Below are 19,334 nucleotides of genomic sequence, written 5' to 3'. Positions count from 1 at the left end.
AATGGTAAAGGTACTTTATAACGGAGATATTCAAGAGGAAGTTTTACAAGGAAAGAAAATCGCAGTAATCGGATATGGCTCTCAAGGTCATGCTCATGCTTTAAACTTAAAAGAAAGCGGCTTTGATGTAGTAGTTGGTTTACGTGAAGGAAAATCATGGGATAAAGCAGTTGAAGATGGTTTAGAAGTTACTTCTGTTGCTGAAGCAACTGCTGCTGCTGAAGTAGTTATGGTTCTTCTTCCAGATGAAATGCAGCCAAAAGTATATGAAGAAAGCATTAAAGCTAATCTTCAAGCAGGTAATGCTTTAGTATTTGCACATGGTTTTAATGTTCACTTCAGCCAAATCGTTCCTCCAGCTGATGTTGACGTATTCCTAGTAGCACCAAAAGGCCCAGGACATTTAGTTCGCCGTACTTATACAGAAGGTGCCGGAGTTCCTGCTCTATATGCGGTTTACCAAGACTACACTGGTCAAGCTCGTGATGTTGCCCTTGCATATGCAAAAGGTATTGGCTCTGCACGTGCAGGTGTATTAGAAACTACTTTCCAAGAAGAAACAGAAACAGATTTATTCGGAGAGCAAGCAGTTCTTTGCGGCGGTGCTACTGCCCTAATCAAAGCTGGTTTCGAAACTCTTGTAGAAGCTGGTTATCAGCCTGAAGTTGCCTATTTCGAGTGTTTACATGAATTAAAATTAATCGTTGACCTTTTATATGAAGGTGGATTAGAAAACATGCGTTATTCTATCTCTGACACTGCTCAATGGGGAGATTTCGTATCAGGTCCACGTGTAGTGAACGAAGATACTAAAGCACGCATGAAAGAAGTATTAAAAGATATTCAAACAGGTAAATTCGCTCAAGGCTGGATCTTAGAGAACCAAACAAACCGCCCACAATTCAATGCAATTAACCGTGCTGAAAACAACCACCAAATTGAGGTTGTTGGCCGTGAGCTTCGTGCGTTAATGCCGTTTATTAAAAACAAGCCAGTAAACGCTAAGAAAGAAGTGGTGGTAAATGGTTCACGTTAACATCTTTGATACAACCTTACGTGATGGTGAACAGTCCCCTGGTGTAAATTTAAACCAGCTTGAGAAATTAGAGATTGCCAGACAGCTAGAGAGGTTTGGGGTTGATATTATGGAGGCCGGCTTTCCGGCTTCCTCTCAAGGAGATTTTGAAGCGGTAAAAGCCATTGCCCAGACGATTAAAAACTCATCTGTTACAGGCTTGGCACGTGCAACTAAATCGGACATTGACATTGCGTGGGATGCCTTAAAAGATGCAGCTGAACCACGATTGCATGTATTTCTTGCTACCTCCCCTATCCATATGAAATATAAACTGATGAAAACTCCAGAGGAGGTTATTAACACAGCAGTAGACATGGTTAGATATGCGAAACAAAGATTTCCGCATATTGAATGGTCTGCAGAAGATGCATCCCGATCTGATCTGGATTTTCTAGTTCAAATTATTACAAAGGTTATTGACGCTGGAGCAACTGTCATTAATCTGCCGGATACAGTTGGCTATACAACTCCTGAAGAATATGGCCGAATGTTCCGTTACATCAGAGAAAATGTACCAAATATTCATAAAGCAGCCCTTTCTTGTCATTGTCACGATGATTTAGGAATGGCCGTTGCCAATTCATTAGCTGCAATTGAAAATGGGGTAACTCAAGTGGAAGGTACGATTAACGGAATTGGAGAACGTGCCGGAAATGCCTCTTTAGAAGAGATTGCCGTTGCCTTAAATATTCGTAATGATAAGTATCCATATACTACGAATTTAGTATTAAAAGAAATTAAACGCACAAGCGATTTAATCAGCCGTTTGACAGGTATGATTGTTCCTCCAAACAAAGCAGTTGTAGGAAGAAATGCTTTTGCTCATGAATCAGGAATCCATCAGGATGGCGTATTAAAAAATGCATTAACCTATGAGATTATCACTCCTGAATTAGTCGGAGTGAATTCTAATGACTTAGTCCTTGGAAAACATTCTGGACGTCATGCCTTTAAAGACAAAATTGAGCAGCTGGGCTATACCCTATCGCCTGAAAAACTTGGCGAAGCTTTTACTTCTTTTAAACAATTAACCGATCGTAAAAAAGAGGTAACAGATGAGGACTTATTTACAATCTTAACTGACATTCAAACCGCTGCGATCGATGTAAAAAAATATGAATTAGTTGCTTTCCAAGTACAGTATGGATCAGCAAATCTTCCTACTGCAACTGTTGCATTAACTACTCCAGAAGGTATTCGTGTGGAAACAGCACGTACGGGTTCAGGAAGTGTGGAAGCATTGATGAATACGCTTGAAGCACTGATTGAAGAAGAAATCCATTTGACTGACTTTAGACTAAGTTCTGTCGGCCAAGGACGTGACGCTCTTGCTGAGGTCCATGTAAAAATGACTGTGAACGGAACATCTTTCTCAGGCCGCGGCTCTGCCCAGGACGTCTTAGAAGCATCAGCAAAGTCCTTCTTAAATGCAGTTAATCGAGTATTTTATAACCAAAAAGCAATTGTTCAGGAACCAGCTGCATTATAAAATAGTTCCTTTGATAAAAATCTGCGTTTAGATATGACGCATCTTAAAACAAAAAACGAGGAGGTTGCTTCTAATGAAAAAACATATTGTCTTACTTCCCGGAGATGGGATTGGCAAGGAAGTTATTAGTTCTGCAAAAGATGTGTTACAAGCAATAGCGGAAGAATATAACCATAGTTTTAACTTTGAAACCCATGAAATCGGAGGAGCAGCCATTGACCAGTATGGCACTCCCCTTCCGGATTCAACAGTAGATGCTTGCAAACAAGCAGATGCGGTCTTATTAGGCGCCGTTGGCGGACCAAAATGGGATCAAAACCCTTCCCATCTTCGTCCAGAGCGCGGCTTGCTTGGTATCCGAAAAGCATTGGATTTATATGCAAATTTAAGGCCGATTAAGGGATTTAAGAATCTGCTCCATGCCTCTCCACTTAAGGAAGAAGTAGTGGCAGGAAGCGACCTCCTCATTGTACGTGAATTAACTGGCGGACTTTATTTTGGTACACCAAGTGAACGGCGGGATAATGGAAACTCTGTAGTGGACACACTTACTTATACTCGCAAAGAAATTGAGCGAATTGTCGACAAAGGTTTCCAAGCTGCCCAGCAGCGCAGCGGCCGCCTTACTTCTGTTGATAAGGCAAACGTTCTTGAATCAAGTAAGATGTGGCGGGAAGTTGTTGAGGAGAAAAAAGCTCAATATCCTGATGTGGTGGTTGACCATGTATTAGTTGATGCAGCCGCTATGAAGTTAATAACAAACCCTACACAGTTTGATGTTATTGTTACCGAAAATCTATTTGGTGATATCTTAAGTGATGAGGCCTCCGTTTTAACAGGCTCGATTGGCATGCTCCCTTCCGCAAGCTTGCGTGAAGACGGCGTAGGTCTTTACGAACCAGTTCATGGTTCCGCACCGGACATTGCCGGCAAAGGAATCGCCAACCCATGTGCAATGATTTTATCTGCTGCCATGATGCTTAGATATTCATTTGACTTCAATACTGAAGCAAAAGTAATTGAAGATGCTGTTCAGTCCGTTCTAGATGCCGGATACCATACAGGTGACCTTCAAATCGAAGAAGGACGCCAAGTTGGAACAGCAGAAATGACCAAATTAATTGTAGACTATATAAAATCACAGCATGCTTCAAAATGTATCGCTAGTTGCTATTATTAATTCATTTGCAGGGTAAACCAATTGGTTATTTGGTTTACCCGCAATTTTTCCATCTATAAAACTATAAATCGATTATAGTGAGGAAGTGTCCTATGAATACACCAAAAACGATTATTCAAAAAATTTGGGAACAACATGTTGTCCATCAAGAAGAAGGAAAACCAGATTTACTTTATATTGATTTACATCTAGTTCATGAAGTAACCTCCCCTCAAGCGTTTGAGGGCTTACGAATGAACGGACGCAAAGTGCGCCGCCCGGATTTAACATTTGCAACCATGGATCATAACGTTCCAACTCGTCAACGTCTTGTTATTAATGATCCAGTTTCAAAAAATCAAATCGATACTTTACAAAAGAATTGCCAGGAATTCGGAGTAACACTTGCTGACATTCATCATCCAGATAACGGAATCGTCCACGTAATCGGCCCTGAGCTTGGTCTTACACAACCTGGTAAAACCATTGTCTGTGGTGATAGTCATACCTCTACACACGGAGCATTTGGTGCTCTAGCTTTTGGTATTGGAACAAGTGAAGTGGAACACGTTCTTGCTACTCAAACATTATGGCAGGCAAAACCAAAGACGCTTAATGTAAAGGTCAATGGTAAACTTGGCACAGGCGTTACCGCGAAGGACTTAATCCTTGCTATTATTGGTAAATTTGGTGTCCAATTTGGTACCGGTTATGTGATTGAATACACTGGCGAGGCAATCCGTGCCCTTTCTATGGATGAGCGGATGACGGTCTGCAATATGTCAATTGAGGCTGGTGCTAGAGCTGGATTAATTACTCCTGATGATACTACTTTTGAATACTTACGCGGCCGAAGACATGCCCCTCAGGGAGAAGAGTTTGAAAAGGCAGTAGAAAAATGGCGTGCTCTTGCTACAGATGAAGGTGCAGAGTATGATGCAATTGTTGAAATTGAGGCAGCTGAAGTGGAACCTCAGGTTACCTGGGGAACAAACCCTGGTATGTGTATCCCAGTTACCGCGACCGTTCCAAGTCCTGATGATACGGATAAGCCAAGCGAAAAAGACGAAATCAACCGTGCCCTTGAATATATGGGATTAGAAGCTGGACAGCCTCTTTCAAGTGTGGCCATCGACCACGTATTTATTGGTTCTTGTACGAACTCAAGATTAAGCGATTTACGTAAAGCTGCTGAGGTTATTCGCGGCCGCAAAGTAAATCCTGATGTTAAAGCGATTGTCGTTCCAGGTTCATTTAGCGTTAAACTTGCCGCAGAAAAAGAAGGCATTGATAAGGTATTTATCGAAGCTGGTTTTGAATGGCGTGAAGCAGGCTGCAGTATGTGTCTTGCGATGAATGATGATATTGTTCCTCCAGGCGGACGCTGTGCATCTACTTCTAACCGTAACTTTGAGGGACGCCAAGGTAATGGTGCCCGCACCCATCTTGTAAGCCCAGAAATGGCAGCAGCAGCAGCAGTAGCCGGTCATTTTGTTGATGTCCGTCAATTTACTGCACAGGAGGTAATTTAATATGGAACCATTACGCGTACATCAAGGTCTTGTCTATCCATTAAACCGGACTAATATTGATACTGACCAGATTATCCCAAAGCAGTTTTTGAAACGAATTGAACGCAGCGGTTTTGGCCAATTTCTTTTTTATAACTGGCGTTTTGATGAGAACGGAAGCCCTCGTCCCGATTTCTCTCTAAACGATGCAAAATATCAGGGAGCATCCATCTTAGTTGCAGGTGAAAACTTCGGATGCGGTTCTTCTCGTGAGCATGCTCCATGGGCTGTTCAAGATTTCGGATTCAAGGTCATAATCGCCCCTAGCTATGCTGATATCTTTAAAAACAATTGTGTAAAAAATGGAATCCTTGCTATTCAGGCTAGTGAGGAAGAGGTTCAGACCATTGTTAAAAAAGCTGAGTCCACAGAATACACCTTAACAGTAAACCTCGAAGAACAAAAAGTATATGACAATGAAGGTTTTGAGCTTTCATTTGAAATTGCCCCATACCCAAAACAAATGCTGCTAAATGGATGGGATGAGATTGGCGTTACTTTGAATTACGAGGATAAAATTAAACAATACGAACTTGCAAACAAATAAAATGCGCTGGGCTTCGCCCTTGCGCATTTTTTCTTCCTCTAAAATTCAGGAAGCTGATCAAGATTGTTTTCCTTAATTCCATCCGGCTCACTACGAATGATATCTCGGCCATATTTATGAAAAACATCTACATTGGCGAGCTTCCCTGCCTTTGCTTCACTTAACGCAGATAAGTAATCTAACTCTCTGCCAGTACTTGTTTTGAAAGCAATGATATCACCGTCATCATTTTTCTTAACGGCAACAAATTCTTCCTTTCCTAAAGCTTTACCTTGAGCTGCTTCAGCTTGTGCCTCCTGCATACTTTGAGCCTTATACTCTTCGAAAATTTTCTGATAATCCTTCTTTTCCATCACTTCCACCTCCGAACATTTGTTAGTATTTTTCATTCTAATTATTTTATCCTTTTGACTAAATAAATCTTCTAACTTACTTGTTAGTATGAAGTTCACACTTTATACCACGAACAGGGTATACTACTTTTAAACAAGCCTTTATGGAGTGATGAGAATGCACAATTTCGATAAAAATCATGACCCACGCCAAAATAAAGTGCTGCTTGAAGAATTGACAGGCAACAAACTTAATCTTAAAGATCTCATACAAGAAACAGAAATCTTATTTCAACAGGCGTGTAACCTTTCAAACGCCCATCAGCCTAAAGGCAGGCCTTCAGTCTCTATTTCGGAGAAACTAGAAGGAGGTTTATTTCACCTCACTGCAAAGCGGTCACAGTCTATAGGACCTACTCGTGTTTTGCTTGACCTTGATGGAAATCTTATTCCGGAATGGAAAAAGGAACTGGACCAAGAATATGAACGATTACTTGGGAACATCACAAAGGAAATGAATGTGTTGGACTATGGGGCGGTTGGGGATGGCAAAACAGATTGCACCGATGCTTTTAAAAAGGCAATCGGAAATGGAAAAGTAAAGGTAGTCGTGCCCCCGGGAGTTTATATCACGAAAGGTATATATCTGCCATCCTGGACATGGCTTACTGGTTCAGGAACCGGCAAAACGACAATTAAGCTCCATGATCAGGCACCAAAAGGCTGCCGATTAATTACAAACATGAATCATTGGAAAGGAAACCACCACCTTTTTGTTCATGGGTTAAGTCTAGACTGGAATGTAGAAAGGCTGGGCTCTGTACCAAAAACAAGTACATGGGGCAATCATTCTAGTTGTTTAACCTATGCTAATGTTACCTACGGCTGGGTGAAAAACGTGGAAGCAATCAATCCAGGCCTGCATTGTTTTGATATTTCTTCAACACTTTACAATTATGCTGGGGACGGATATCGAGCCCGTGGCAGAAGCAAATATGTTTGGCTTGATCATCTAACTGGTTATGGTTTTGGTGATGACGGAATTACCACCCATCACAGTGATTATATTTTTATCTCTAATACTCATATGTGCGATCCAAGCGGCCGCGCCCATAAACAGGGCTTTTCCAATTCTAACGGAATTGAAATTGATGATGGTTCCAGGAATGTTCTATTAGTGAATAATTCAAGTGCCAGGTGTTTTGGCGGTGTTGAAATAAAGGCCCATCAGAATTCTTCTGCTGCCTCAAATGTTCAAGTGTTTGGCCATATCTCCGTCAATGATAACCGCGCCTATAACTTCCGTCATATTGGCCATCATAAACTAAATGATTTCGAATCAAAGTCTGCCTTTAATATTATTGCAGCCAATCTCGCTGCCGTGGGACCCGTATATTCTGATTTATATAAGGATTCCGCACCAAGAGGAATGGTTATCTCTGCTTATAAAAATGTGGTGATTAATCAGTTTACTGTCATAGGTGATCCTAATTATGATTTCAAACGCAATCCAATTATCGCCGTTCAATATCGGTCCAGGAATGTGATTTTGAATAGAGTTAAAGTCAAGGATTTTAATAATCGAGGCGCTTGTATAAAGGTTTATGGTGGAGATAATCGTGCCGATTCTATAACAATTCAAGATTGCAGGCCGGAAGAAATTGAGGTTGGATCCGGTGTGCTGAATATTAAGGTTGAAACAAAGACAGGAGCCCATTAACCTGATTTATATATGAAAAAGCGTCAACCATTATTTTTGACGCTTCCCTTCTTTTTCTACAATGATTTCATCTACTAACTTTTCAGCTGTTTTTCGATATAAATTACTCATATGAACAAGTGAGGAAATCATAAGCACACGCTCTAAATATGCTGTATCTTCCTGGGTTTCCTTTGAAAATTCCTCTTTTACATCCTTCACGCGCTCTTCAATATCCACTTTAAAATCGGCTGTATTCTGGCTTGTTAGATGTAAATAACTCTTATATAACGAATCTAAATCCATATCCTCATTCATGATTTTTTTATTAATTCCACTAAGGGTCACTTTAATATCATTGATTGATAATGCCCCTTTTAGCTGGTAAATCAGACTCATTAAAATAAGATGTTCTTTTGAATACTTTTTATTTTGAATTGGGAAAATCAATTTCCCCTTCGCGTAGTTATTAATCATTGTTTTTGTAAGAATCTTATCCTCTTCATTCCGCTTAGACACGCTGAATTTATTTTCAAATAATTGAATGACCTGATCCATATATAAATCAATGGCAGGAATTTCATCCAGTGTTAAACTGGTCTCAAGACCTAATGAATCAATGATATGTTTGATATTCTCCATGTAAAAAACCCCACTAATTTAATAGATGATTTTATTATACATAATTAGATACCAATTGACTAGTTATTGTTTTATCTGTATTATTATAAGTAGTTATCAAAACTACATGTTGTGTTAGGAGGTAATCAAATGCAAAATTATATTCGGGAACCTATTAATGGTTTAACCCATTTAGCAGGGGCTATTTTATCGTTCGTTGGTTTACTGGCAATGGTCATTAAGGCTTCTATGAACACTCCCACCCCGCTTGCTATTACAGCTGTCATTATTTTTGGTGTTAGTATGATTTTACTCTACTCCGCATCGGCTACTTACCACATGGTGATCGCACGTGATAAGGTGATAGCCTTTTTACGCCGGCTTGATCATTCCATGATTTTTGTATTAATCGCTGGGACGTATACTCCTTTTTGTTTTATTAGTTTAAATGGGAAAACAGGGGCTATTTTATTTTCGATTATCTCAGCTGTAGCCATTAGTGGTGTTGTTTTTAAGATGGTCTGGTTTACATGTCCTCGCTGGATTTCGACAGCATTGTATATTGCGATGGGCTGGATGATTGTGTTTGTCTTCTCCCCACTTACCGGAAGTTTAAACCCTGTCGGATTGTTCTTGCTTTTTCTTGGAGGGATCTTCTATACGATTGGCGGAGTCATTTACGGCAAAAAACCAAAGTTCTTAGAAACCAAATATTTAGGTTTTCACGAAATTTTCCATATCTTTATTTTGTTGGGGACCTTAGCACATTTCCTTACCGTTTACTTATACGTTATTTAAAATTAAACGCCTAAACTCAAGGCGTTTTTTTTAAAATAAAATACATAATTTTGTACAATTTCGTAACATTAAACAGTTTATATTGACTCAAACTAAGTGGAGGTTTTTAATAAGGTGGCTGAATAAGTAACTGAGGTGTTTCATTTGTTTCGATTAATTTTTCAAATCATCGTCATTGGACTATGCGCTATACTTTTCGGTTTTTCCTTTAATACCTTCCTCATCCCACATAAGCTGACATCTGGTGGTGTAACAGGAATAGCCTTCCTTATTCATCATTTTATCAATATCAATACAGGGTTGATTATCCTAGCAATTAATGTCCCGCTATTCTTTATTGGGATTAAATATTTGGGTAAAAAATTTGTTTTTCTTACTGGATATGCTGTTTTGGTATTGTCGCTTAGTATGAGATTTATTCCTATTCGTGCGATCAGTCCTGATATCCTTCTATCTTCGATTATTGGCGGGGCTCTCTATGGAATTGCTGTTGGGCTTATTATCCGGCAAGGCGGATCAACGGGCGGGACTGATATTATCAGCTTATCACTGGCTAAAATGAAGAATATTCAGGTTGGCTTTTTAAATACGTGTATGAATCTCTTCGTGGTAGGTAGTTCTGGACTGATTTTTGGCTGGAATATTACCCTTTATACCATTATTGCCATTTATGTGGCCGGCCGTGCAGTTGATATGGTTTATACGACGCAGAATAAATTAACGATCACCATTATAACGGATAAGTATCACGAGCTGACGGAAGCATTGTTCCAATGCCATGCCAGGGGTGTAACGGTGACTGATGTTGAGGGGGCCTACACACATAAGTCTAAGAAGATGTTAACTACTGTCATTACTAAGTTTGAGCTTAATGAAACAAAGCACACCATTAAAAACGTTGATCCCCAGGCGTTTGTGAATATTATGCAAACGATGGAGGTTATGGGCAGGTTCAGGAAAAATTAAAGCAGAAGGCTGGTTGGCCTTCTGCTTTAATTTTTTGAGAACAGGTTCCATCGCTCCACTCTTTGTTTTGTCCTCAAGGACACCTCTTGATGACTGTTTTCGTCGTTCCACCTTGAGTTTTGTCCTCAAGGACGCCTCTTGACGACCTTTTCCATCGTTCCACTCTAGGTTTTGTCCTCAATGACTCTTCTTGACGACCGTTTTCTTCGTTCCACTCTGAGTTTTGTCCTTAATGACTCTTCTTGACGACCTTTTCCATCCTTCTACTCTGAGTTTTGTCCTCAAGGACGCCTCTTGACGACCTTTTCCATCGTTCCATTTGTTGTTTTGTCCTCAAGAACTCATTTTAAGAGAATGAGGATAAATTTAATCTTCTGACTCTATAGTTTGTCTTTTAAGTTCCTCCATCAACACTTGAGCATGATTATAGACAGGTTCTTTGGCTCCATATAAGAGAGTGACACGATCTTTGGCAGCCAGTTCAAGTATCTGCCTTACCAAATCACGTTTCAAGTCATCACTACGAAGCTCCTCGATATATTTGGTCCGAAACTGTTCAAATAGTTCCGGAACATGACAAAAGGATTTCCTGAGTTCATTACTCGGGGCTACCTCTTTAAACCAATAAGACAATCTGGCAGCATCCTTTGAGATTCCCCGCGGCCACAACCGGTCCACCAATATCCTGGATCCATCCATCTCATCATAAGGTTCATAAACCCTTTTAAGAAACAAATTAGACATGTAATCACCTCTTTCTGTCCTCTCCACACGGACAGTGTCCACGAATGGTGTCAGGCACCATTAAAGGGGCATCATTAAAGGCACCATTAATCTTCGTCTTTTACGTCGATGCTTTCTGGAATGGGTTCGCTTAGGTATTCATCGACTAGTTCCTTGTATTTTTCCACCTGTTTTAAATGGGTGGCAAATTGTTCTTTGTATATTAGGTACTGTTCCCCGTCAAATAGCGCACGAATTTTCTTTTGTTGGATAAGGCTTTTAACGGCAGCCTCTGGTACCGATAAATATTCTGCTGTTTCTTTTATAGTTAGATACACTGTAATAACTCCTTTTAATACAAACTAGCGTCCAGTCCCTGGCCGGTGGTTAAGGAAGTTCTCATAGGCAAAACCTCTTACCGCTTCTTCTTTAAAATGCTTTAACAATTCATTGATCAAACTTTGACTTTTAGAGGCATCCTCTAAGCCGGTAACAAAGGTGGTGATGCCATCAAAATCAGAGCCAAACCCAATTTGTTTCACACCGCCTAAACCACACAAATGGTCAATATGTTTGACCAAGTCGGCAATAGTTGCCGCACCACTTTCCTTAATAAACAGTGGATGATATACCACATGGATCAGCCCGCCTTGCATAAACATGGCCCTCGCTTGTTCATCCGTTAAATTGCGGGGATGGTTGCAAAGAGCCCTGGCATTGGAATGACTGGCAATCGGATACTTCGCTAATTCAATAACATCCCAAATCCCCTTATCACTTAGATGAGAAACATCCGTGAGGATCTGATGTTCATTATTAAACTCGACAATCTCTTTTCCAAACAAGGTCAACCCGCCTCCACGCGGTTCCCCCGCCCCATCGGCAGCAAGATTCGCTTGGTTCCAAGTCAATCCGACCGACCGAACTCCCAGCTGATAGAGAATATGAAGCTTCGCCAAATCATTGCCAATAGCGTCCACACCTTCAAGTGTTAACATCGCTCCAATCTGTCCAAGCTTTAAACGGTCAAAGTCCGACCACTCTTTGATATGGACCATATCTGGATTTTTTCCGAGCACTTCCTTATAAAAATAATCAATTTGTTCAAGAACGACCTGAAACTTCTGATCTCCCTTTACTTCCGGCTCGATAAATATGGCGAAGCACTGCACCTTAACTTGGCCTGCTAGTAATCGTTTCTTATTTGTGTGGAGTTCTTTGGCATCAGCAAATCGTAATGCGCCTTTTGCTTCTTGGAGTTTCATTAAGGCATCACAATGCAGATCAATAATATTCATGGTTTCCAAAACTCCTTTTTATAAAAATTTTACCATAACAAAAAAAGGGCAGATATAAAAATATCTAACCCGATGAAAGCAGTCTTAATTTTCCTCAGCCATCCTTTTTACCTTTGGCAGGACTTTATCCCAAATTTCAGCACTGGCATCTCGATAGTACTGACCATCTGTCATCGCGGAAAAATCCCCCTGTAATACCTGAAGCAGCGTTTGGCCTTCTTTTTCAGCCAATTTAAAAGTAATCCCATCTTCTTCAGTAACTGCAGGTCTTTCCTCCATACGTACATCAAATACGGTAAATCGCAGAAGTTTATTCGGCTCGACAGCTGTTACATTTCCTTCAACAATCACAGTCCCGTCCTGACCTTTCCAATAGACAGGGCTGTCCATCTCCCATGTCGATTCCAGATGAAACTGGGGACCGCCGCTAGAAAACTCCTTTGCCCAATGTTGATTATTCTCTGAGATGGTCAGAACTTCCCAAACCTTTGAAGCAGGAGCATGAATTTCAATGGTCTGGTCTACAAATAATTTTGTCATATGACCCTCCAAAACAAAGTAATTATTTATTCTATTATACTTTATTGAAGTGAAAGAAAAAATCAGTAACAGGTTCACCGATTAATATTTTCTAAGGAATACAGGGTCAGTTTTAAAAATCCTCCGTCGGATGGTTTCATGACAGAGTGACTGAACCTTTTCGATCTCCTGTGTTGAACTAGCTAATACCCTTAGCGCAAAGCCCGGAACCTCCAGCATCGAAATACCGATTCTGCTATTTGAGTATGAATCAAAAGGTTCCTGCACTTCTTCTAGCAGAGCCCGGGTAATCCGATGGTCAATAACAATTAGTGAACCAAAATGGGTAAATCCCTCCATCATGCCAATTCCTGCGAAGTCTTTGTCAGGCTCCAATTTAACATGGTCAAATAATACCAGCCTGTTGTCCATATAAATTTCCATTTTTGACTGGAGAGAGTCATATTGAAAAAATGTCCCATCTGGAGCCCAGCCCGGGGTATAAATATCGGAGCAAATAATCGAAGCCTCTGGCTCCATCTTCACTACCATGGTTTGCTTGTAACATGCATTCTGATAAGCAATGACTGGGTCAGGCAGATACTCTAAGACACTTCCATTTTTTAAATGAATGTTCATCCTCTGAAAAGCTGGCTGAGTCCGCGTTTTATAGATTTTGGTAGATGATTGGGTTGTCACTACTGCCTTTGCAGCCTCCTCCAGACAAATATCAATTTGATAAGTATCCCCGTCAACATACCCCCCGCCAGGATTCATGATATAAAAATAGGCCTCGCCGCTTGTGGTAAGATAAACTGGTCTAGTGATTTTAAACGCGCCCTCAGAATATGAGTCTTTTAATATCGTATGATCGCCTTTATTTGCAGCTGTCAATCTCAGGTATCCAGTTTGCGTGACCACCTATCCCAATCCTGCCAATAACGTATGTCTTTTGATCCAATCAATGACCAAGTCTAAGCCAATATCGGTTTTTAAATTCGTAAATATATATGGTTTATTCCCTCTGGCAGCCTTTGTATCTGATTCCATAACCTCTAAACTTGCCCCCACATACGGTGCTAAATCAATCTTATTGATAATGAACAAATCCGATTTAATCATCCCCTGTCCGCCCTTACGCGGGATTTTCTCCCCCTGGGCCACATCAATAATATAAATTGAGAAATCGACAAGTTCAGGACTAAAAGTGGCAGCCAGGTTATCTCCTCCGCTCTCAACAAAAATTATCTGAAGATCAGGATGTTTCTCCTTTAATTCATCAATAGCGGCAAAATTCATCGATGCATCTTCCCGTATAGCTGTATGCGGACAGCCGCCTGTTTCCACTCCAATAATTCGATCCTCTGGAAGCACACTATTTTTTATTAGAAATTGGGCATCTTCCTTTGTATAGATATCATTGGTTACCACAGCCATTTTAAATTCATCATTCATATTTCGCGTTAGCCGCTCGACCAGCATGGTTTTTCCTGCTCCGACCGGTCCGCCAATTCCAATTCGAATGGGCTCCATACTTATCCCTTCTTTCTTTTAATCTATTAGGACATAAATAACCTGACATGCAGCTGCTCATGACGCATTTGCGCGATTTCCATTCCAGGTGCCGCCGCTCCAAAGTCATCTTTATTCATCCTATCAATTCGCTTTACCGTTTCATCTAAATAAGGATGCAGTGCCAAAAGAACTTGTTGACCCGCTGTTTGACCCAGCGGGATGCCACGTACTGCATTTTGAACTAGAGTGACAACTGTAGAATATAAATAGGTCAAAATGATTTGGTTTTTCTCTATCAGTAAGAATTGACTGATCATCGCAAACACAATGGCCGGATGTCCATATGCCTCTCTTTGTTTGATCTTTATCTGATATTCTTCTAATAATGGAATCGAATATAAATCCAGACCCATCTTAATGAGCCTTTCTCCGATTCTTCTATTCGCTTGGCGCGTTTCTAAAGGAACATTTTGCATAAAAAGCAGTTGATCAAGATTCCAAATCTCCGTTACTTCATTCTTTCTTAAGGCATCAATGGCTAATCGGCAGGCAAGTCCATCCGTTGCTGCAAGCTGTTTTTCCAAAAACACTCTTATCCAGTTAAAAAATGTTTCTTTATTATGGATGGTGCCTTCCTGAATATAAGTTTCCAGACCAAATGAATGGGAAAAGGCTCCGGAAGGAAAGTTCGAATCGCCAAATTGCAGTAAAATTAATAACTGGTTATCCATGATGATGACCGATATGGCGAAATGCCTTTTTCACTTTTCTAATTTGCCTTGAATAAGGCACATCTAACTGCTCTAGGAGCTCCTCCACAAGGTAGTCATATTGGACAAGCATGACTTCCCCTTCAAATTGAGCTGGCAGATGTCGATTGCCAAGCTGATGGGCAATTTCCCCCATTTGCTTGATGTTTGCAGGCTGAATTACCAGTAAGTCATCACTCATGACACTTATGACAATCATATTTCGCTCATCCATGAATAATATATCGCCATCCATCAAGTCTTTTGATTCTTTTAACCGAATCCCGATCTCTTTCCCGTGGTCCGTTGTTACCCGCTGAATGCGCTTCACTAAATCATCACTTGATAAATATATTTTTTCGATATGCCTGCCACTTACAGAAATGTCATCAAGATTGCCAACGATTTGTTCTATAATCATCTTTATCCCCCTTTACTAAGCAACCTAGCTCGTGTAATTTAAAACAAAAAATAACGCTGTGCCATCGGTAAAACTTCAGCCGGTTCACAGGTCACAAGCTTTCCGTCCACTATGACCTCATAGGTTTGAGGATCTACTTCAATTTTTGGCATTTCACTATTAAACTTCATATCTTTCTTACTTAAGCTTCGAATGCCTTTCACCGGTTTAATCAGCTTCTTTAGGCCAAGTTGTTGATGAACCCCAAGACTAATCGCTGCTTTTGACAGGAAGGTAATCGAAGTTGAATACTTTGCCTTTCCATAAGAAGCGAACATTGGACGATATAACACAGGCTGGGGAGTAGGAATTGAGGCATTCGGATCTCCCATCAAGCTGTGTGCAATCATACCGCCCTTCAGCACTAACTCAGGCTTTACCCCGAAAAAGGCAGGATCCCAGATGACGAGGTCGGCCAGTTTTCCCGCCTCGATGGAACCAACCTCATCCGCTATGCCGTGAGTAATCGCTGGATTAATCGTATACTTGGCGATATACCGTTTCACTCGGAAGTTATCACCTACACCTGTATCCTCCGGCAGTTTCCCTCGCTGCTTTCTCATCTTATCGGCTGTTTGCCATGTACGAGTGATCACTTCACCGACCCGGCCCATTGCTTGGGAATCGGAACTAATCATACTGAATACACCCAAATCATGCAGGATATCCTCGGCTGCAATCGTTTCTTTACGGATCCGGGAATCAGCAAAGGCTATATCCTCTGGTACTTCAGGGTCTAAATGATGACATACCATCAGCATATCAAGGTGCTCATCTAATGTATTTTTTGTATAAGGACGGGTTGGATTGGTGGAAGATGGAAGAATATAGGGATAGCTTGCAACCTTAATAATATCGGGTGCATGCCCTCCGCCTGCGCCTTCTGTATGATATGTATGGATTACCCGGCCATTTATAGCTGCCAATGTATCCTCGACAAATCCGCCTTCATTTAAGGTATCTGTGTGGATCGCTACTTGAATATCATATTTATCTGCAGCCCTTAGACAGTGGTCAATAGCAGATGATGTTGTCCCCCAATCTTCATGAAGCTTTAGACCAATGACACCGGCATTGATTTGCTCAATTAACGGTTCTTCTGCCGAAGCATTTCCCTTTCCTAAGAACCCCAAATTCATCGGGAATTCTTCCGCCGCTTCTAACATTCGGTGGATATTCCATTCACCCGGTGTACAGGTTGTAGCATTCGTTCCAGTGGCAGGACCTGAACCGCCTCCAATCATGGTGGTAATTCCAGAAGAAAGGGCGGTTTCGATTTGCTGCGGGCTAATAAAATGGATATGGGCATCAATGCCGCCTGCTGTCACAATCATTCCTTCTCCAGCGATGACCTCTGTTGATGCCCCAATCACCATATCTACTTTTTCCATTAATAACGGATTGCCACTTTTACCAATCCCGGCAATCCGCCCATCCCGAATCCCGATATCCGCTTTATAGATGCCGGTATAATCGACGATAATGGCATTGGTTATCACCGTATCGAGCGCTCCATCTGCTCTTGTTGCGAGCGGATGCTGGCCCATCCCGTCCCGAATAACTTTACCTCCCCCGAACTTCACTTCATCTCCATAAACGGTAAAGTCTTTTTCTATTTCAATAAATAGGTCTGTATCAGCAAGCCGGATGGCATCTCCGGTTGTGGGACCAAACATATCTGCGTATTGCTTTCTCGACATCTTAAAGCTCATCGTTCCCCTCCTTTTTCGTGTCCAGAGGACCATCCGTTTTATTATTTAATCCATAGACCTCACGGCTGCCGGCAAAAGGGACAAGTTCTATTTCTTTCGCATCCCCCGGTTCAAATCGGACAGCCGTACCTGCCGGGATATTTAAATGTTTGCCATAGGCTTTCTTACGTTCAAATTGCAAGGCCGCATTTACTTCATAAAAATGAAAATGTGAACCTACTTGAATCGGCCGGTCTCCTAGATTGAGCACCATAAGACTTGAAACCAGCCTTCCTTCGTTACAAACAATCGGCTCTTTTCTTAAGTGATATTCGCCTGGAATCATGTTCTTCACTCCGTAAATTAGGTGTAGTTAAATTTTGCCCTATACATTTTACCGAATTGGCTGATGTACCGTTACTAGTTTTGTTCCATCCGGAAAGGTTGCCTCCACCTGAATGTCCCGGATCATCTCGGGAATACCTTCCATTACATCTTTAGCAGCTAAAATCTTGGTGCCATCACTCATCAGTTCAGCCACCGATTTTCCATCTCTTGCCCCCTCCATCATCTCATAGGTTATGAGAGCTACCGCCTCCGGGTAATTTAGTTTTAAGCCGCGATCCTTACGACGTCTTGCCAAGTCCGCAGCTACAACAATCATTAATTTTCCCTGCTCGCGCTGGGTAAGTTTCATTCCTTTTCCCTCCCTCGCTTAATTAAAGGCAGACACCTAATTTTTCATTTGCCATTCCAAATTCATCATCATAAATAACCCTTCCACGAAGCATCGTTTTCTTAATCCTTGTGGAAAATATTCGACCCTCATATGGTGAAAAAGGATTTCTAAATCCAAAAGACTCTTGTTCTGCAGCAGTCGTTTCATCTAATCGAATGAATACCAAATCGGCATCTAATCCCGGACTAATTCTTCCTTTTCGATCAGCCAAGCCAAATCGGTCTGCTACATTAGACGTCCCTAGAGGAAAAACCTGTTTAAGAGATACACCACGCTTCAAAGCCTCATCCACCATTGCCAGCCATGTAAATTGAACGCCTTGAATCCCACCCCAAGCATCCCAGATGGATTCCGTCGATTTCATCGAATAAAGACATGGAGAATGATCGGACCCAATCGTATCAATCATTCCGTTTGCAAGACACTCCCATAATCCTTCCACTTCAACGCGAGGCCTTAACGGCGGGGCACATTTTAGAATTGCTCCCTCTCTAAGAAAATCTTCTTCATCAAAAATCAAATAATGCGGACAGGTTTCCACTGTTACATCTACACCACTTCTTTTAGCCTGCTCGATTAAACCGACTACCTTTGGTGAACTGATATGAACAAAATGAATAGCGGTTCCATACTTTGCGGCAAGCTCTAATGCATAGCATACGGCCTTCTCTTCCGCAGAAATGGGTCTGCTTGCTAAAAAAGCACTTCGTTCATTCATCGAGGGATGTTTTTTATTAATAGCTGTAAGTCTAGCAATATCATTTTCCCATTCCGCATGAAGGGCAAGAATTTTATCATGCTCCTTTGCCGCTTGCATGGCCTGTTTCAATTCATTGGGAGATAAATATTTAAAATCATCAATCCCACTTTCACTCATGAAGGACTTCCATCCAATGACACGCTCACTCATTTGGGCTAATTCCTGACTATTATTAAGATTAGTTCCAGTCATTCCTCCCCAGAGTGCATAATCAATATAGGATAATGAAGTTAGATACTCCCTCTTTTCGAGTAAATTTTGTAAATTTATAATCGAGGGAGAGCAATTCAAAGGCATATCAAAAATGGTGGTCGTCCCTCCCATTGCAGCTGCACAGCTCCCGGTCTCTATACCTTCCCAATCCGTTCTGCCTGGATCATTAAAATGAACATGGGCATCAATGAATCCAGGAACCACAAGACAGCCACTTGCATCGATGATACCTGTGGTCTCTATCATTGGACCTGCTTCATCTTCGACTATGGAAACAATCTTTCCTTCATTAATTTTAATTGTTACCTCACGAAAGCCTTCTTCAGTAAAGACAAGGCCATTCTTTACTAATAGCTCTTCTGTCTTTATATCTTCCTTAACCCCTTCGGTTAGTACTTTAGCCATAA

General features: G+C 41.1%; 22 protein-coding genes. 8 read left to right on the top strand and 14 right to left on the bottom strand.

Features of this window, described 5'->3' with window-relative positions; translation table 11 throughout:
* Position 1 precedes the first annotated feature (1 nt).
* From ilvC to leuD, 5 genes are all read left to right on the top strand, one after another.
* Positions 2-1,036, top strand: a complete 1,035-nt coding sequence (gene ilvC / locus CVD27_RS16470; protein ID WP_101648981.1) for a ketol-acid reductoisomerase — start codon at positions 2-4, stop codon at positions 1,034-1,036.
* Complete coding sequence (locus tag CVD27_RS16465; RefSeq protein ID WP_101648980.1) at positions 1,023-2,567, top strand: 2-isopropylmalate synthase; 1,545 nt, start codon at positions 1,023-1,025, stop codon at positions 2,565-2,567. The genes ilvC and CVD27_RS16465 overlap by 14 nt, the downstream gene beginning before the upstream one ends.
* A gap of 73 nt (positions 2,568-2,640) precedes the next feature.
* A complete protein-coding gene (gene leuB, locus CVD27_RS16460) occupies positions 2,641-3,747 on the top strand; it encodes a 3-isopropylmalate dehydrogenase (protein ID WP_101648979.1) in 1,107 nt (368 codons plus the stop codon).
* 92 nt (positions 3,748-3,839) lie between these two features.
* Complete coding sequence (gene leuC, locus CVD27_RS16455) at positions 3,840-5,258, top strand: 3-isopropylmalate dehydratase large subunit (protein ID WP_101648978.1); 1,419 nt, start codon at positions 3,840-3,842, stop codon at positions 5,256-5,258.
* A 1-nt stretch (position 5,259) separates the two neighbouring features.
* Positions 5,260-5,844 (top strand): 3-isopropylmalate dehydratase small subunit, encoded by a 585-nt coding sequence (leuD, locus tag CVD27_RS16450; protein WP_101648977.1) that lies wholly within the window; start codon positions 5,260-5,262, stop codon positions 5,842-5,844.
* Between the two features lie 38 nt (positions 5,845-5,882).
* Here leuD and CVD27_RS16445 read toward each other — a convergent pair whose 3' ends face one another.
* Positions 5,883-6,197 carry a DUF3892 domain-containing protein gene (locus tag CVD27_RS16445; RefSeq protein WP_101648976.1) on the bottom strand — a complete coding sequence of 105 codons (315 nt, stop codon included), beginning with the start codon at positions 6,195-6,197 and terminating at the stop codon, positions 5,883-5,885.
* Between the two features lie 157 nt (positions 6,198-6,354).
* Here CVD27_RS16445 and CVD27_RS16440 point away from each other — a divergent pair, with 157 nt between their 5' ends.
* Complete coding sequence (locus CVD27_RS16440; RefSeq protein WP_101648975.1) at positions 6,355-7,896, top strand: glycosyl hydrolase family 28-related protein; 1,542 nt, start codon at positions 6,355-6,357, stop codon at positions 7,894-7,896.
* Positions 7,897-7,926: 30 nt separating this feature from the next.
* Here the strand turns inward: CVD27_RS16440 and CVD27_RS16435 are convergent, their stop codons facing one another.
* A complete protein-coding gene (locus tag CVD27_RS16435; RefSeq protein WP_101648974.1) occupies positions 7,927-8,517 on the bottom strand; it encodes a DUF1836 domain-containing protein in 591 nt (196 codons plus the stop codon).
* 129 nt (positions 8,518-8,646) lie between these two features.
* Here CVD27_RS16435 and trhA point away from each other — a divergent pair, with 129 nt between their 5' ends.
* Positions 8,647-9,294, top strand: a complete 648-nt coding sequence (gene trhA, locus CVD27_RS16430; protein WP_101648973.1) for a PAQR family membrane homeostasis protein TrhA — start codon at positions 8,647-8,649, stop codon at positions 9,292-9,294.
* Positions 9,295-9,438: 144 nt separating this feature from the next.
* Positions 9,439-10,260, top strand: coding sequence for a YitT family protein (locus CVD27_RS16425; protein WP_180960320.1), 822 nt, complete (start codon positions 9,439-9,441; stop codon positions 10,258-10,260).
* Positions 10,261-10,626: 366 nt separating this feature from the next.
* On the opposite strand, the gene CVD27_RS16420 is transcribed toward CVD27_RS16425, so the two are convergent.
* The 12 genes from CVD27_RS16420 to allB form a co-directional block, all read right to left on the bottom strand.
* Positions 10,627-11,004, bottom strand: coding sequence for a DUF488 domain-containing protein (locus CVD27_RS16420; protein ID WP_101648971.1), 378 nt, complete (start codon positions 11,002-11,004; stop codon positions 10,627-10,629).
* 86 nt (positions 11,005-11,090) lie between these two features.
* Complete coding sequence (locus tag CVD27_RS16415; protein WP_101648970.1) at positions 11,091-11,321, bottom strand: excisionase family DNA-binding protein; 231 nt, start codon at positions 11,319-11,321, stop codon at positions 11,091-11,093.
* A 24-nt stretch (positions 11,322-11,345) separates the two neighbouring features.
* Positions 11,346-12,281: a dipeptidase gene (locus CVD27_RS16410; protein ID WP_101648969.1), complete on the bottom strand. Its 936-nt coding sequence runs from the start codon at positions 12,279-12,281 to the stop codon at positions 11,346-11,348.
* A gap of 84 nt (positions 12,282-12,365) precedes the next feature.
* Positions 12,366-12,821 (bottom strand): SRPBCC family protein, encoded by a 456-nt coding sequence (locus CVD27_RS16405; RefSeq protein ID WP_101648968.1) that lies wholly within the window; start codon positions 12,819-12,821, stop codon positions 12,366-12,368.
* Between the two features lie 81 nt (positions 12,822-12,902).
* Positions 12,903-13,694, bottom strand: a complete 792-nt coding sequence (locus tag CVD27_RS16400) for an urease accessory protein UreD (protein ID WP_257984393.1) — start codon at positions 13,692-13,694, stop codon at positions 12,903-12,905.
* A 27-nt stretch (positions 13,695-13,721) separates the two neighbouring features.
* Positions 13,722-14,333: an urease accessory protein UreG gene (ureG, locus tag CVD27_RS16395; RefSeq protein WP_101648966.1), complete on the bottom strand. Its 612-nt coding sequence runs from the start codon at positions 14,331-14,333 to the stop codon at positions 13,722-13,724.
* 26 nt (positions 14,334-14,359) lie between these two features.
* A complete protein-coding gene (locus CVD27_RS16390) occupies positions 14,360-15,046 on the bottom strand; it encodes an urease accessory protein UreF (protein WP_101648965.1) in 687 nt (228 codons plus the stop codon).
* Positions 15,039-15,485: an urease accessory protein UreE gene (ureE, locus tag CVD27_RS16385; RefSeq protein WP_101648964.1), complete on the bottom strand. Its 447-nt coding sequence runs from the start codon at positions 15,483-15,485 to the stop codon at positions 15,039-15,041. The genes CVD27_RS16390 and ureE overlap by 8 nt, the downstream gene beginning before the upstream one ends.
* Before the next feature lie 38 nt (positions 15,486-15,523).
* The gene (gene ureC, locus CVD27_RS16380; RefSeq protein WP_101648963.1) at positions 15,524-17,236 is read right to left on the bottom strand and encodes an urease subunit alpha; all 1,713 of its coding nucleotides are present in this window, start codon (positions 17,234-17,236) and stop codon (positions 15,524-15,526) included.
* Positions 17,226-17,561 (bottom strand): urease subunit beta, encoded by a 336-nt coding sequence (locus CVD27_RS16375; protein ID WP_101648962.1) that lies wholly within the window; start codon positions 17,559-17,561, stop codon positions 17,226-17,228. The genes ureC and CVD27_RS16375 overlap by 11 nt, the downstream gene beginning before the upstream one ends.
* A gap of 48 nt (positions 17,562-17,609) precedes the next feature.
* Positions 17,610-17,912 (bottom strand): urease subunit gamma, encoded by a 303-nt coding sequence (locus CVD27_RS16370; protein ID WP_101648961.1) that lies wholly within the window; start codon positions 17,910-17,912, stop codon positions 17,610-17,612.
* 22 nt (positions 17,913-17,934) lie between these two features.
* Complete coding sequence (gene allB / locus CVD27_RS16365; RefSeq protein ID WP_101648960.1) at positions 17,935-19,332, bottom strand: allantoinase AllB; 1,398 nt, start codon at positions 19,330-19,332, stop codon at positions 17,935-17,937.
* Positions 19,333-19,334 lie beyond the last annotated feature (2 nt).

Source organism: Neobacillus cucumis, assembly GCF_002860255.1.
GTDB lineage: Bacteria > Bacillota > Bacilli > Bacillales > Cytobacillaceae > Neobacillus > Neobacillus cucumis_A.
The sequence above is the reverse complement of the archived record's forward strand: the minus strand, read 5'-3'. Positions and strand labels throughout refer to the sequence as shown.

Coding starts and splice junctions, on each gene's coding strand:
- CVD27_RS16410 (WP_101648969.1), bottom strand. CDS start 12,281: ATGAATATTATTGATCTGCATTGTGATGCCTTAATGAAACTCCAAGAA.
- CVD27_RS16375 (WP_101648962.1), bottom strand. CDS start 17,561: ATGATTCCAGGCGAATATCACTTAAGAAAAGAGCCGATTGTTTGTAAC.
- CVD27_RS16420 (WP_101648971.1), bottom strand. CDS start 11,004: ATGTCTAATTTGTTTCTTAAAAGGGTTTATGAACCTTATGATGAGATG.
- CVD27_RS16445 (WP_101648976.1), bottom strand. CDS start 6,197: ATGGAAAAGAAGGATTATCAGAAAATTTTCGAAGAGTATAAGGCTCAA.
- CVD27_RS16465 (WP_101648980.1), top strand. CDS start 1,023: ATGGTTCACGTTAACATCTTTGATACAACCTTACGTGATGGTGAACAG.
- ureG (WP_101648966.1), bottom strand. CDS start 14,333: ATGGAGCCCATTCGAATTGGAATTGGCGGACCGGTCGGAGCAGGAAAA.
- ureE (WP_101648964.1), bottom strand. CDS start 15,485: ATGATTATAGAACAAATCGTTGGCAATCTTGATGACATTTCTGTAAGT.
- leuD (WP_101648977.1), top strand. CDS start 5,260: ATGGAACCATTACGCGTACATCAAGGTCTTGTCTATCCATTAAACCGG.
- CVD27_RS16435 (WP_101648974.1), bottom strand. CDS start 8,517: ATGGAGAATATCAAACATATCATTGATTCATTAGGTCTTGAGACCAGT.
- CVD27_RS16370 (WP_101648961.1), bottom strand. CDS start 17,912: ATGAAACTTACCCAGCGCGAGCAGGGAAAATTAATGATTGTTGTAGCT.
- trhA (WP_101648973.1), top strand. CDS start 8,647: ATGCAAAATTATATTCGGGAACCTATTAATGGTTTAACCCATTTAGCA.
- CVD27_RS16440 (WP_101648975.1), top strand. CDS start 6,355: ATGCACAATTTCGATAAAAATCATGACCCACGCCAAAATAAAGTGCTG.
- allB (WP_101648960.1), bottom strand. CDS start 19,332: ATGGCTAAAGTACTAACCGAAGGGGTTAAGGAAGATATAAAGACAGAA.
- leuC (WP_101648978.1), top strand. CDS start 3,840: ATGAATACACCAAAAACGATTATTCAAAAAATTTGGGAACAACATGTT.
- leuB (WP_101648979.1), top strand. CDS start 2,641: ATGAAAAAACATATTGTCTTACTTCCCGGAGATGGGATTGGCAAGGAA.
- ureC (WP_101648963.1), bottom strand. CDS start 17,236: ATGAGCTTTAAGATGTCGAGAAAGCAATACGCAGATATGTTTGGTCCC.
- CVD27_RS16405 (WP_101648968.1), bottom strand. CDS start 12,821: ATGACAAAATTATTTGTAGACCAGACCATTGAAATTCATGCTCCTGCT.
- ilvC (WP_101648981.1), top strand. CDS start 2: ATGGTAAAGGTACTTTATAACGGAGATATTCAAGAGGAAGTTTTACAA.
- CVD27_RS16390 (WP_101648965.1), bottom strand. CDS start 15,046: ATGGATAACCAGTTATTAATTTTACTGCAATTTGGCGATTCGAACTTT.